Below are 13039 nucleotides of genomic sequence, written 5' to 3'. Positions count from 1 at the left end.
CTGCCCCTTCAGATCCTGACCTCGCCCCACGCCGTCGGGCGCGGGGCGAGGACCGTTGAGTTGAAAGACTGTCAGAATTGCGTTTAGCGGCGCGGCTGGGCGTCGAGCACCTGCTGGAGCGCCTCGAACTCCTCGACGCACTTGCCGGAGCCCAGCGCGACCGAGTCCAGCGGGTTCTCCGCGATGTGGATCGGCATGCCGGTCTCGCGGCGCAGCCGCTCGTCCAGGCCGCGCAGCAGAGCGCCGCCGCCGGTGAGAACGATCCCGCGGTCCATCACGTCACCGGCCAGTTCGGGCGGGCACTGGTCGAGGGTGGTCTTGACGGCGTCGATGATGGAGTTCACCGGCTCGTCGATGGCCTCGCGGACCTCGGCGGCGGAGATCACCACGGTCTTCGGCAGGCCGCTGACCAGGTCACGGCCGCGGATCTCGGCGTGCTCGTCCTTCTCGCCCTCCAGCGCGAAGGCGGAGCCGATGCTCATCTTGATCTGCTCGGCGCTGCGCTCACCGAGCAGCAGGCTGTACTCCTTCTTGATGTGCTGGACGATCGCGTTGTCCAGCTCGTCACCGGCCACCCGGATGGACTGGGCGGTGACGATCCCGCCGAGCGAGATCACCGCGACCTCGGTGGTGCCGCCGCCGATGTCCACCACCATGTTGCCGGTGGGCTCGTGGACCGGCAGGCCCGCACCGATCGCCGCCGCCATCGGCTCCTCGATGATGTGCACCTGGCGCGCACCGGCCTGGGAGCTGGCCTCGATCACGGCGCGGCGCTCGACCCCGGTGATACCGGAGGGCACGCAGACCACGACCCGGGGGCGGGCCAGGTAACGGCGGCGGTGGATCTTCAGGATGAAGTAGCGGAGCATCCGCTCGGTGATCTCGAAGTCGGCGATCACACCGTCCTTGAGCGGACGGATGGCGACGATGTTGCCGGGGGTGCGGCCGATCATCTTCTTCGCCTCGGAGCCGACCGCCAGGATCCCGCCGGTGTTGGTGTTGACCGCCACGACGGAAGGTTCGTTGAGGACGATCCCCTTGCCCCTGACGTACACCAGCGTGTTGGCAGTACCAAGGTCGATCGCCATGTCACGGCCGATGAACGACAGATTGTTGGCCATGGGGTGTGGAGTGCCTTCCCGAACTCGGAGTCAGATGGCGGGGGGCGGGCCGGCGGTGACGCTCGCCATGGCAAGGGAGCGGGCTTCAGCTGAGCAGCCGTACCGGGGCCCATGAGTTGTGTCCATCGTAGCCACGCCGGTCAGCACGAGCGGCGAGTAAGGTTCGCCGCCCATTCTCCGGGGACTCGATGGCTTCTTCCTGGATTGGGACGCCGTGTCGAGCTCGGGAGTTCCGTTATTTGACGATGAAAAGTTGAGATTCACCTGGTCGGGCCAGGCCCCGTCCCGGGCCGGTGAACGCGCCGCGTCGAACGGGACGGGCGGCCTGTGACCGGCGCGGGAGGGGATGCCGGAGCGAGGGCCGTCGCCCTCGGACCGGCCGCCGACCGGCGCCGTGGACGGGAGCGCCGGAAGGCGGCGGACGACTAGCGGCGCCCGGCCCGACCAGGGGGTCCTCCCTGGGCCTCGATCAGGCGTGCGCGGGGAAGAAGATCTTGATCTCACGCTCGGCGGACTCCGGGGAGTCGGAGGCGTGGATCAGGTTCTCGCGGGTGATGGTCGCGAAGTCACCGCGGATGGTGCCGGGACCGGCCTGCAGCGGGTCGGTCGCACCGGCCAGCGCGCGGATGCCCGGGACGACGTTCTCACCCTCGACGATCATGGCGATCGACGGACCCGAGGTCATGAACTCCAGCAGCGGCTCGTAGAACGGGCGGCCGACGTGCTCCTCGTAGTGCAGCTCCAGCGTCGCCCGGTCGAAGGTGCGCAGCTCGACGGCGGCGAGCTGCCAGCCCGCCTTGCGCTCGATGCGGCTGATGATCTCGCCGGCCAGGCCGCGCTTGACGGCGTCGGGCTTCAGCAGGACGAGAGTGCGCTGGGACACGGTGCGGCTCCTGGGGAATCGTCTGGGCGTGGTGTATACGGCCTTACCCGAAGATTACCTTGGGTGAGCAGCCCGACCGTCCGGCCGGGCTGCTTCCGGCAGGTCAGGCGGCTGCCGCGGCCTCGCGGGCGGCCTTGATCTGGTCGATCTTGCGGCCGTAGTGGACCGAGCACCACCACAGGCCGGCGAAGACGGCGCCCAGGCCGAACATGGTCGGCAGGACGAAGCCGCTGGCGATCAGGCCGATCTGGAGCGCCCAGCCGACGGCCACCGCACCGGGGCGGGTGACCGCGCCGCAGAGCAGGACGCACAGCAGCATCGCGATGCCGCTGACCGTCCAGATGGTGACGGTGGAGACGTGGCTGAGCTGCATCGCCACCAGCGCGGCGAAGAGCAGCAGCAGCGCCTCGCCGATCAGCGTCGAGGAGCACAGGGTCCGCATGACTACTTCCTCCCGAGCAGCAGGCGGGCCTCGCCCACCGTGATGACCGAACCGGTGATCAGGACTCCGGCCCCGCCGAGGTCCTCCTCCTCGGCCAGGGTGACGGCCGCCTCGATGGCGTCGTCGAGGCGGGGCTCGACCTGGACCCGGTCCTCACCGAAGATCTCCACGGCCAGCGCGGCCAGCTCGTCCACCGGCATCGCGCGGTGGGTGGAGTTCTGGGTGATGACCACCTCGGCCAGGATCGGCTCGAAGACCTCCAGCAGGCCGGAGACGTCCTTGTCGCCGCTGGTGGCGATCACACCGACCAGCTTGGTGAAGCCGAAGGACTCGCCGATCGCCGCGACGGTCGCCTCGGCGCCGTGCGGGTTGTGCGCGGCGTCCAGGACCACGGTGGGGCTGCGGCGGACGACCTCCAGGCGGCCCGGCGAGCTGACCCCGGAGAACGCGGCACGCACCTTGTCGGGGTTCAGGTTGCCGCCGCCCGCACCGCCGACGCCGAAGAACGCCTCGACGGCCGCCAGCGCCAGGGCCGCGTTGTGCGCCTGGTAGGCGCCGTGCAGCGGGAGGAAGATCTCCTCGTACTCGTAACCGCCGAGCCCGCGCAGCGTCACCATCTGCCCGCCGACCGCGACCTCACGGCGGATCACACCGAACTCCATGCCCTCGCGCGCCACCGTGGCGTCCACCTCGACGGCGCGCCTGAGGATGACCTCGGCGGCGTCCAGCGGCTGCTGGGCGACCACGGCGAGGGCGCCCTGCTTGATGATCCCGGACTTCTCGACCGCGATCTCGCCGGTGGTCTCACCCAGCTTGTCGGTGTGGTCGAGCCCGATCGGGGTGATCACCGAGACCGCGGCGTCGATCACGTTGGTGGCGTCCCACGAGCCGCCCATGCCGACCTCGACGATGGCCACGTCCACGGGCGCGTCGGCGAAGGCCGCGTACGCCATACCGGTCAGCACCTCGAAGAAGGACATCGCCACCGGCTGCCGGGCGTCGACCATCTGCACGTAGGGCTCGATGTCGCGATAGGTCTCGACGAACTTCTCGGCGGTGATCGGCTGGCCGTCGAGGCTGATCCGCTCGGTGACCGACTCCACATGCGGGCTGGTGTAGCGGCCGGTGCGCAGGTCGAAGCCGGTGAGCAGCTGCTCGATCATCCGGGCGGTGGAGGTCTTGCCGTTGGTGCCGGTGATGTGGATCGAGGGGTAGGAGCGCTGCGGCTGGCCGAGGATGTCCATCAGCGCCTCGATCCGGTCGAGCGATGGCTCCAGCTTGTTCTCCGGCCAGCGCTTGGCCAGCTCGGCCTCCACCTCGCGCAGTCCGGTCGCCGGGTCGGCGGGGTCGCTGCTGGTGGGGCGGATGGTGTACGGGTTCTGCTCGGCCTTGTCGCTCACGCTCTCAGTCTACGGAGCGGCGGGCCGGGTGTCGGAGCAGGCCATGCTGCCGGGCGGACAGCGGCGCTTTCCCAAGAAATGGTAAAAGCGCGGACCGTCGCCCTCCGGTCGGCGCGCGACGGGGTGCCGACCGCCGACCCGGCGCCCGCCGGAGCGCGCCCGCGCCCTCGCGCACCTCTTCCGCCCCCACGCGCCACGGCGCCCCCCTCCCCCGCCGCGACCCTTGACAGGCGGATTGGTCTACTCCACCTTGTGAATCAAGTTCCTTGCAATCAAATGGACTTGACCCTGCACCGCACCCATCTACATCCCCCACTGGAGATGGCATGCGCGCACGACCCCGTCATATCCGCCCCACCGCAAGTGCGTTGGCCGCACTGGTCGCGGCCGCTCTCGCGCTGGTCGGCCTGCTGCTGGCCACACCGGGCGCCCGGGCCGCCGACGTCGACCTGGTCGCCAACGGCGGCTTCGAGAACGGCCTCACCGGCTGGAGCTGCACCGCCGGCTCCGGGCAGGTGACCGACAGTCAGGCGCACTCGGGCAGTTGGGCCCTCCAGGCGACCCCGAGCGCGAGCGACGACGCCCAGTGCAGCCAGACCGTCGCCGTCACCCCGTCCTCGACCTACTCGCTGAGCGCCTGGGTAGAGGGCCCGTACGTCTACCTCGGTGCCACCGGGACCGGCGGCACCGATCCCAGCACCTGGTCCAGCGGCACCGCCTGGAACCAGCTGAGCACCACCTTCACCACCGGTGCCACCACCACCGAGGTCACCGTCTACCTGCACGGCTGGTACGGCCAGGGCCCCTACCTCGCCGACGACGTCTCGCTGATCGGCCCCGGCACTCCACCGCCCAGCAGCCCGCCCCCCACCGGCGGCTCGCCGTCGCCGTCCCCCTCGCCCTCGCCCTCGCCCTCGCCCTCGCCGTCGCCCACCGCGACCCCGCCCGGCACCGGCCTGCCCAAGCACATCCTCACCGGCTACTGGCAGGACTTCTACAACGGCGCCGCCGTCCAGCGGCTCAGCGACGTCCCGGCCGCGTACGACATCATCGCGGTCGCCTTCGCCGACGCCACCGGCACACCAGGGGCGATCGGCTTCACCCTGGACAGCGCGCTGGCGGGCAGGCTGAACGGCTACACCGACGCCCAGTTCAAGGCGGACATCGCCGCCAAGCACCAGGCCGGCAAGCGGGTGGTGCTCTCCATCGGCGGCCAGAACGGCACCATCTCGGTGGCCGATCCGACCGCCGCCGCCAACTTCGCGAGCAGCGCGTACGCCCTGATTCAGAGCTACGGGTTCGACGGGGTCGACATCGACCTGGAGAACGGCGTCAACTCCACCTATCTGAGCCAGGCGCTGCACTCGCTGGCGAGCGAGGTCGGCAGCGGGTTCATCCTCACCATGGCACCGCAGACCATCGACATGCAGTCCACCGGCATGGAGTACTTCAAACTGGCGCTGGACGTGAAGGACATCCTCACCATCGTCAACACGCAGTACTACAACTCGGGTTCGATGAACGGCTGCGACGGCAACGTCTACTCCCAGGGCACCGAGGACTTCCTGACCGCCCTCGCCTGCATCCAGCTGCGCGGCGGACTCTCCCCGAGTCAGGTCGGGCTCGGGATCCCCGCCTCGACCAGCGCGGCCGGCAGCGGCTACGTCAGCCCGGGCGTCGTCAACGCCGCGCTGGACTGCCTAGCCACCGGCACCGGTTGCGGTTCCTTCAAGCCGGGGCAGACCTGGCCGGGGATCGGCGGCGCGATGACCTGGTCCACCAACTGGGATGCGGGCAACGGCGGCGGGATCGCCGACTCCGTCGGCGGCCATCTGCACGCCATGCCGTAGCGCTCACGGCCGGTCGGTACCGCCGGGCCTGTGGAGCGCCTCAGGCCCGGTCGGCCCGGTCCTCGTGCCGGGCCCGCAGTTCGGCCACCACCAGCTCGATCTCCTCCCGCGGCAGCAGCGGCAGCATCATCGCCACCGCCTGCAGCAGCCCGCCCAGCAGGTAGGTGGTGTCGGCGGTGGACGCGACCAGCGCCCGCACCGCCGCGGCATCGCCCGCGCCGACCGCCTCGACCAGCCTGGCCGCGTCCACCGTGTCCTCGTCCACCGCGACCGCCCCGGTGTCCAGCGGCGCGCGGCGGGCCAGTGCCCGCAGCACCCGGTCGCCGACCTGGGGTGCGTACGCCTTGCGGACCGCTTCGGCGGCGATCCACACCAGCAGGGCGGTCACCTCGCGTTCGGCGCCGTCCGCCACCAGGCAGTCGAGTTCGTGGTCGAAGGCCAGCTGATTACCGTGCCGGAACGCGAGCAGCAGGGTCGCCGCACGGGCCTTGGCCGCCTGGACCTCCTCTGCGGACAGCTCCTCGGCCAACTCCTCGGTCACCGCCACGCCGTGCCCTCCCGTCAGTCGCAACACCCGCTGCTGGACTTCTGCTCACCGTACACAGTGCACCTGCAAAATTCGGTGAACTCGCGCATGCAACAGGCGCGGACGACAAGCGGCGACAAGCCGGGGGGCAACAGGAACCGCAATACCCGGGAATGGGTGGGGTATCCGCGGCAATTACACGCGGCAGTTCAGGCGCTGACCGCGAACACCCGGTGCAGCGACTCGATTTCCTCGACACACATACCGGAACCGACCGCCACACACTCCAGCGGGTTCTCGGCGATCCGGACCGGCAGACCGGTCTCGTGGGACATCCGGGCGTCCAGTCCGCGCAGCAGCGCACCGCCGCCGGTGAGCACGACGCCATGGCCCATCACGTCACCCGCCAGCTCCGGCGGCACCTCGTCCAGGGTCTGCCTGACCGCGTTGACGATCTCCGCGACCGGCTCCGCCAGCGCCGCCCTGACCTCGGCGGCCGTCACCACCGCCGTCGCGGGCAGCCCGCCCACGCCGTCCCGGCCGCGCACCTCGCACATCGGCAGCTGCTCGTCACCGGCGTACGGACCGGCCGAGCCGATCGCCAGCTTGATCTCCTCGGCGGTCCGCTCCCCGATCAGCAGGCCGTGGTCCCTGCGGACCTGACGGGTGATCGCCGTGTCCAGCCGGTCCCCCGCGACCCTGATCGACCGCTTGGCCACGATGCCGCCGAGCGAGACCACGGCCACGTCGGTGGTGCCGCCGCCGATGTCCACCACCATGCTGCCGGTGGGCTCCTGGACCGGCAGTCCGGCACCGATCGCCGCCGCCATCGGCTCCTCGATCAGGTGCACCGACCTCGCACCGGCGCTGTTCACCGCCTCGATGACGGCCCGTCGCTCGACCCCGGTGATACCGCTCGGCACGCAGACCACCACCCGCGGCCGGGTGCCGAGCCAACGGCCCGTCCGCCCGGTGACCTTGCGCAGGAAGTGTCTCAGCAGATGCCTGGTGGACTCGAAGTCGGCAATCACACCGTCCCTGAGCGGACGGGTGGCGACGATGTCGCCAGGCGTGCGGCCGAGCGTCCGCTTCGCCTCCGCCCCGACGCTGAGCACTTCACCGGTCTTCCGGTCCATCGCGACCACCGAGGGCTCATTGAGCACAATCCCCTTGCCGCGCAGGTAGACCAGAGTGTTGGCGGTTCCGAGGTCGATGCCAATGTCCTGCCCGTATCCGCGCTGTGCGCTCCCCATTGGCCGCCCGCCCTTCCGCCGTTTCCCACTCTTCGTGCACATCGCACATCCGCCTTCGGGGCAAGGGTACGTGATGGAATTCGGCCGAATGGCCTATCAGGAACCGCGTCGGCGCTGCCGAATGACATCGTCGGACCAAATACCGTGAGTTCCGGGACTTTAGTCCCCCCCTCGCACCAACTCCCCGATCCGGTAAGCGAAGAGGGCCGTACCACCCGCCGGTGCGGCGGGTGGTACGGCCCTCTTCAGGGACCCGGGAGGGGATCAGCCCTGCGGCAGCGCGGCCAACTGGGCGGTGATCCGGGCGATGTCGGCCTCGGCCGCGGCCTGGCGGCCACGGATCTTGGCGACCACCTCGTCCGGCGCCTTGGCCAGGAAGGCCTCGTTGCCGAGCTTGCCGGCGGTCTGCGCCTTCTCCTTCTCGGCCGCCGCCAGGTCCTTGGTCAGGCGCTTGCGCTCGGCGGCGACGTCGATGGTGCCGGAGAGGTCGAGCGAGACCGTGGCACCGGCGACCGGCAGCGAGGCGGTGGCGTGGAAGCCGGCCTCCGGCTCGGTCAGGCGCAGCAGCGAGCGGATCGCGTCCTCGTGCCGGACCAGGACGGTACCGGCCAGCTCCAGCTGGGCCGGGACCCGCTGACCGGGCTTGAGGCCCTGGTCCGAACGGAACCGGCGGACCTCGGTGACCACCTGCTGCAGGGTGGCGATCTCCGTCTCGGCGTCGGCGTCACGGAACCCGCTGTCCTTCGGCCACTCGGTGACCACCAGGGACTCGGCGCCGGTGAGCGTGGTCCACAGGGTGTCGGTGACGAACGGGACGATCGGGTGGAGCAGCCGCAGGGTGACGTCCAGGACCTCGCCGAGGACGCGGCGCGAGGCCTCGGCCTGCGGGCCGCCCTTGGCCAGGGTGGTCTTGGAGAGCTCGACGTACCAGTCGAACACCTCGTCCCAGGCGAAGTGGAACAGGGTGTCGCTGAGCTTGGCGAACTGGTAGTCGTCGTAGAGCGCGTCGACCTCGGCGACGGTCGCGTTCAGGCGCGAGAGGATCCAGCGGTCGGCGGCCGTCAGCTGCTCGGCCGGCGGCAGCTCACCGGAGACCGTGGCGCCGTTCATCAGCGCGAAGCGGGTCGCGTTCCAGATCTTGTTGCAGAAGTTCCGCGAGCCCTGGACCCAGTCCTCGCCGATCGGCACGTCGGCACCCGGGTTGGCACCGCGCGCCAGCGTGAAGCGGACGGCGTCGGCACCGTAGGCGTCCATCCAGTCCAGCGGGTCGACCACGTTGCCGAAGGACTTGGACATCTTCTTGCCGCGCTCGTCGCGGACCAGGCCGGTGAGCGCGATGGTGTGGAACGGCGCCTGGCCGTCCATCGCGTACAGGCCGAACATCATCATCCGGGCGACCCAGAAGAAGATGATGTCGTGGCCGGTGAGCAGGACGTCGGTGGCGTAGAACTTCTCCAGGTCCGGGGTCTGCTCGGGCCAGCCCAGCGTGGAGAACGGCCACAGACCGCTGGAGAACCAGGTGTCCAGGACGTCCTGGTCCTGGTGCCAGCCCTCGCCGCTCGGCGGCTCCTCGTTCGGGCCGACGCAGACCACCTCGCCGTCCGGCCCGTACCAGACCGGGATCCGGTGGCCCCACCACAGCTGGCGCGAGATGCACCAGTCGTGCATGTTGTCGACCCAGGAGAAGTAGCGGCCTTCCAGCTCCTTGGGGTGGATCTGCACCCGGCCGTCGCGGACGGCGGCGGCCGCCTCGTGGGCCAGCGGCTCGACCTTGACCCACCACTGCAGCGACAGCCGCGGCTCGACCACGGTCTTGCAGCGCGAGCAGTGGCCGACGGCGTGCATGTAGGGGCGCTTCTCGGCAACGATGCGCCCCTGCTCGCGCAGGGCACCGACGACGGCCGAACGGGCCTCCAGGCGGTCCAGGCCGAGGAACGGGCCGTGGACGGTGATCGCACCGTGCTCGTCCATGACGGTCAGCGACGGCAGGCCGTGGCGCTGGCCGATGGCGAAGTCGTTCGGGTCGTGCGCCGGGGTCACCTTGACGGCGCCGGTGCCGAACTCCGGGTCGACGTGCTCGTCGGCGACGACCGGGATCTCGCGGTTCGTCAGCGGCAGCTTGATGGTGCGGCCGATCAGGTGCTGGTACCGCTCGTCCTCCGGGTGGACGGCCACGGCGGTGTCGCCCAGCATGGTCTCGGCCCGGGTGGTGGCGACGACGATCGAGTCATCGCCCTCCCCGTAGCGGATGGAGACCAGCTCGCCCGGGACCTCCTCGTGCTCGACCTCGATGTCGGAGAGCGCGGTGAGGCAGCGCGGGCACCAGTTGATGATGCGCTCGGCGCGGTAGATCAGACCGTCGTCGAACAGCCGCTTGAAGATCGTCTGGACGGCCTGGGAGAGGCCCTCGTCCATGGTGAAGCGCTCACGGGACCAGTCGACGCCGTCACCGAGCCGGCGCATCTGGCCGAGGATCTTGCCGCCGTACTCCTCCTTCCACTGCCACACCTTCTCGACGAAGGCCTCGCGGCCGAGGTCGTGGCGGGAGAGGTTGGACTCGGCGAGCTGCTGCTCCACCTTGTTCTGGGTGGCGATACCGGCGTGGTCCATACCGGGCAGCCAGAGCACCTCGTAACCCTGCATCCGCTTACGCCGGGTCAGCGCGTCCATCAGCGTGTGCTGGAAGGCGTGGCCCAGGTGCAGCGAACCGGTGACGTTCGGCGGCGGGATGACGATGGTGTACGCGGGCTTGTCGCTCTTCGCGTCGGCGGTGAAGTAACCGCGGTCTACCCAGCGCTCGTACAGCTCGCCCTCTACCTCGGCCGGAGCATAGGTCGTCGGGATGCCTCCGCCGGTGGCGGAAGACGCAGCTGCGTTGTCCCCGGGAATGGAAGCTTCGGGGCGCTGGTTCGTCGTGTCGGTCACGACGCACAGTCTACGTACGCCGGGACATGCCTTACTAACGCGTTGCGGCCGAGCCACTCCGACGGCCTGACGCTCCGGTGCGGTACCGTGCCCGGTACTCGTGCACCCATGCGCACGAGTGTCGATGTGCACAGGCGTCGACCGCATTTCCGGACGACAACACAGGCCGCGGACGCGGTGGGGGAGAGCGAAGCCGATGTACGGCCAAGGGCAGCAGAATCCACAGGGCCAGCCGCAGCAGCCGTACGGGCAGCCGCCCCAGTACGGCCAGCCGCCGGCGCCGCAGTACGGGGCTCCCCAGCAGCCCCCGCAGTACGGCGCGCCGCAGCAGCCCCCGCAGTACGGGGCGCCCCAGCCGCCGCAGTACGGCCAGCAGCCGCCGTACGGCGCTCCCCCGCAGCAGTTCGGGTACCAGCAGCCGGCCCCGCAGAAGAAGAGCAACACCGGTCTGATCGTCGGCCTGGTGATCGGCGCGGTGGTGCTGGTCGGCGGCGGTCTCGGCGCGTACGCGCTGATGGGCGGCAAGAACAGCGGTGGCGGCGGCGGTCTCCTGAGCGGGGGCGGCAGCTCCGCCGAGGGCCGGTACAAGCTCTCCGCGCCGGCCTCGCTGCCCGGCGGCTACATCCAGAAGTCCGCCACGGACGCACCGGCCGACCCGTCCAAGTCCCCGCAGGGCTTCAGCTCGGTGGATGGCGCCATGTTCGCCATGTACAACAAGGAGGGGTCCGCCACCGACATGATCAGTGTCGGCGGCTCCTGGGGGAAGATCCCGGACCCGGCCGCGGTCATCACCGCGACCAGCAGCCAGATGACCTCCACCGGCAAGATGACCTGGAAGACGCCGCTGACCGAGGTCGACGCCAAGGACGGCAAGGACACGGGCGGCAAGCTCTCCTGCGGTGTGCTCAGCAGCAGCGGCGTGGAGGTGCCGGTCTGCGTCTGGGCCAACCACTCGACCCTGGGCTCGGTCACCTTCACCCACATCTCGCTGACCGGGGGCACCAAGACGCTCTCGCCCTCGGAGGCCGCGGACCAGGCCCGCGCCGTCCGCGACGCGGCGGTCGTCGCCAAGTAGTGCCGCCACGGCGTCCGGAGGACCCCGGGCCACCTCGCGCCGGCGCCCGGGAGCCGCATCGCCCCGCCGGGGCCGAGAAGTAGTCAGGACACCGGAAGGGGCCCCGCCGAGCAAGCTCGGCGGGGCCCCTTCCGGTGTGTCAGGCGCTCTTGTCGCGGCGCTCGCGCTTGATCATGTCGCGCGGGACCAGGGTCGGGATGGCGTGCTTGGAGACCACGTCCCCGGTGACGACCACGCGGGCGACGTCCTGGCGCGAGGGCACCTCGTACATCACGGACATCAGCACCTCCTCCATGATCGCCCGCAGACCACGGGCACCGGTGCCGCGCAGGATCGCCTGGTCGGCGATGGCCTCCAGCGCGTCCCGGGTGAACTCCAGCTCCACGCCGTCCAGTTCGAAGAGCTTGCGGTACTGCTTGACCAGCGCGTTCTTCGGCTCGGTGAGGATCTGCAGCAGGGCCTCGCGGTCCAGGTTGTGCACGCTGGTGATCACCGGCAGGCGGCCGATGAACTCGGGGATCATCCCGAACTTCACCAGGTCCTCCGGCATCACCTGACGGAAGTGGTCACTGGCGTCCAGCTCCCGCTTGGAGCGGATGTTGGCGCCGAAGCCGATGCCCTTGGCACCCGCCCGGCCCTCGATGATCCGCTCCAGACCCGCGAACGCGCCGCCCACGATGAACAGCACGTTGGTGGTGTCGATCTGGATGAACTCCTGGTGCGGGTGCTTGCGGCCGCCCTGCGGGGGCACCGAGGCGGTGGTGCCCTCCAGGATCTTCAGCAGCGCCTGCTGCACACCCTCGCCGGAGACGTCGCGGGTGATCGACGGGTTCTCGCTCTTGCGGGCGACCTTGTCGATCTCGTCGATGTAGATGATCCCGGTCTCGGCCTTCTTGACGTCGTAGTCGGCCGCCTGGATCAGCTTCAGCAGGATGTTCTCGACGTCCTCGCCGACATAGCCCGCCTCGGTGAGCGCGGTGGCGTCGGCGATCGCGAACGGTACGTTCAGCATCCGGGCCAGCGTCTGCGCCAGCAGGGTCTTGCCGGAGCCGGTCGGGCCCAGCAGCAGGATGTTGGACTTGGCCAGCTCGATCGCGTCCTCGCGGCCGTTGCCGCCGCTTCGGCCGGCCTCGCCCGCCTGGACCCGCTTGTAGTGGTTGTAGACCGCGACGGACAGCGCCTTCTTCGCCAGGTCCTGGCCGACCACGTACTGATCGAGGAACTCGTAGATCTCGCGCGGCTTCGGGAGCTCCTCGAAGCGCACCTCGGAGCTCTCCGCGAGCTCCTCCTCGATGATCTCGTTGCACAGGTCGATGCACTCGTCGCAGATGTACACGCCTGGCCCGGCGATCAGCTTCTTCACCTGCTTCTGCGACTTGCCGCAGAACGAGCACTTGAGCAGGTCGCCACCGTCTCCGATGCGTGCCACGAGGTGCTTCCCCTTCGCCAGGGGCCCCGCGGAGGTCCGGGGCCTGGTGCTGTGGACCGGCTGCGCCGTCGGCGTTCGGTCTCGGTATCCGACGGTACTCTGCTGAGCCGGTGAATCCGCCGACTTCGACAGCTC

10 protein-coding genes are annotated in these 13039 nt (G+C 70.0%); 2 read left to right on the top strand and 8 right to left on the bottom strand.

The annotated features are described in order from the left end of the window. Positions 1 to 83 precede the first annotated feature (83 nt). The 4 genes from ACSMTC_RS25485 to folC all read right to left on the bottom strand — a co-directional run bounded on the left by ACSMTC_RS25485 (position 84) and on the right by folC (position 3846). A complete protein-coding gene (locus ACSMTC_RS25485; protein ID WP_045306348.1) occupies positions 84 to 1109 on the bottom strand; it encodes a rod shape-determining protein in 1026 nt (341 codons plus the stop codon). Positions 1110 to 1590: 481 nt separating this feature from the next. Continuing rightward, entirely contained in the window at positions 1591 to 2004 is a 414-nt protein-coding gene (gene ndk / locus ACSMTC_RS25480) for a nucleoside-diphosphate kinase (RefSeq protein ID WP_436562031.1), read from the bottom strand. Between the two features lie 103 nt (positions 2005 to 2107). After that, complete coding sequence (locus tag ACSMTC_RS25475; RefSeq protein WP_436562030.1) at positions 2108 to 2446, bottom strand: DUF4233 domain-containing protein; 339 nt, start codon at positions 2444 to 2446, stop codon at positions 2108 to 2110. A gap of 2 nt (positions 2447 to 2448) precedes the next feature. Beyond that, positions 2449 to 3846, bottom strand: coding sequence for a bifunctional tetrahydrofolate synthase/dihydrofolate synthase (gene folC, locus ACSMTC_RS25470; protein WP_436562029.1), 1398 nt, complete (start codon positions 3844 to 3846; stop codon positions 2449 to 2451). A 326-nt stretch (positions 3847 to 4172) separates the two neighbouring features. On the opposite strand from folC, the gene ACSMTC_RS25465 reads away from it, so the two are divergent. Next, positions 4173 to 5696, top strand: coding sequence for a chitinase (locus ACSMTC_RS25465; protein WP_436562028.1), 1524 nt, complete (start codon positions 4173 to 4175; stop codon positions 5694 to 5696). A gap of 40 nt (positions 5697 to 5736) precedes the next feature. On the opposite strand, the gene ACSMTC_RS25460 is transcribed toward ACSMTC_RS25465, so the two are convergent. The 3 genes from ACSMTC_RS25460 to ACSMTC_RS25450 form a co-directional block, all read right to left on the bottom strand. Further along, positions 5737 to 6243 carry a hypothetical protein gene (locus ACSMTC_RS25460; protein ID WP_436562027.1) on the bottom strand — a complete coding sequence of 169 codons (507 nt, stop codon included), beginning with the start codon at positions 6241 to 6243 and terminating at the stop codon, positions 5737 to 5739. A gap of 188 nt (positions 6244 to 6431) precedes the next feature. Next, positions 6432 to 7475, bottom strand: coding sequence for a rod shape-determining protein (gene mreB, locus ACSMTC_RS25455; RefSeq protein ID WP_436562026.1), 1044 nt, complete (start codon positions 7473 to 7475; stop codon positions 6432 to 6434). Between the two features lie 264 nt (positions 7476 to 7739). Further along, positions 7740 to 10400 carry a valine--tRNA ligase gene (locus ACSMTC_RS25450; protein ID WP_436562025.1) on the bottom strand — a complete coding sequence of 887 codons (2661 nt, stop codon included), beginning with the start codon at positions 10398 to 10400 and terminating at the stop codon, positions 7740 to 7742. A 196-nt stretch (positions 10401 to 10596) separates the two neighbouring features. On the opposite strand from ACSMTC_RS25450, the gene ACSMTC_RS25445 reads away from it, so the two are divergent. Next, on the top strand, positions 10597 to 11475 hold the full coding sequence (locus ACSMTC_RS25445; RefSeq protein ID WP_436562024.1) for a hypothetical protein: 879 nt from the start codon (positions 10597 to 10599) through the stop codon (positions 11473 to 11475). A gap of 139 nt (positions 11476 to 11614) precedes the next feature. Here the strand turns inward: ACSMTC_RS25445 and clpX are convergent, their stop codons facing one another. After that, entirely contained in the window at positions 11615 to 12904 is a 1290-nt protein-coding gene (gene clpX / locus ACSMTC_RS25440) for an ATP-dependent Clp protease ATP-binding subunit ClpX (protein WP_344638442.1), read from the bottom strand. Positions 12905 to 13039: the final 135 nt, after the last annotated feature.

The organism is Kitasatospora sp. HPM-01-4 (genome assembly GCF_051374625.1).
In the GTDB taxonomy this organism is placed as follows: domain Bacteria; phylum Actinomycetota; class Actinomycetes; order Streptomycetales; family Streptomycetaceae; genus Kitasatospora.
This window is presented reverse-complemented; position numbering and strand designations above follow the sequence as displayed.

Bases quoted from the DNA above. Each gene is read 5' to 3' on its own strand.
- ACSMTC_RS25465 (WP_436562028.1), top strand. From the start codon at position 4,173: ATGCGCGCACGACCCCGTCATATCCGCCCCACCGCAAGTGCGTTGGCC.
- ACSMTC_RS25445 (WP_436562024.1), top strand. From the start codon at position 10,597: ATGTACGGCCAAGGGCAGCAGAATCCACAGGGCCAGCCGCAGCAGCCG.
- ACSMTC_RS25475 (WP_436562030.1), bottom strand. From the start codon at position 2,446: ATGCGGACCCTGTGCTCCTCGACGCTGATCGGCGAGGCGCTGCTGCTG.
- mreB (WP_436562026.1), bottom strand. From the start codon at position 7,475: ATGGGGAGCGCACAGCGCGGATACGGGCAGGACATTGGCATCGACCTC.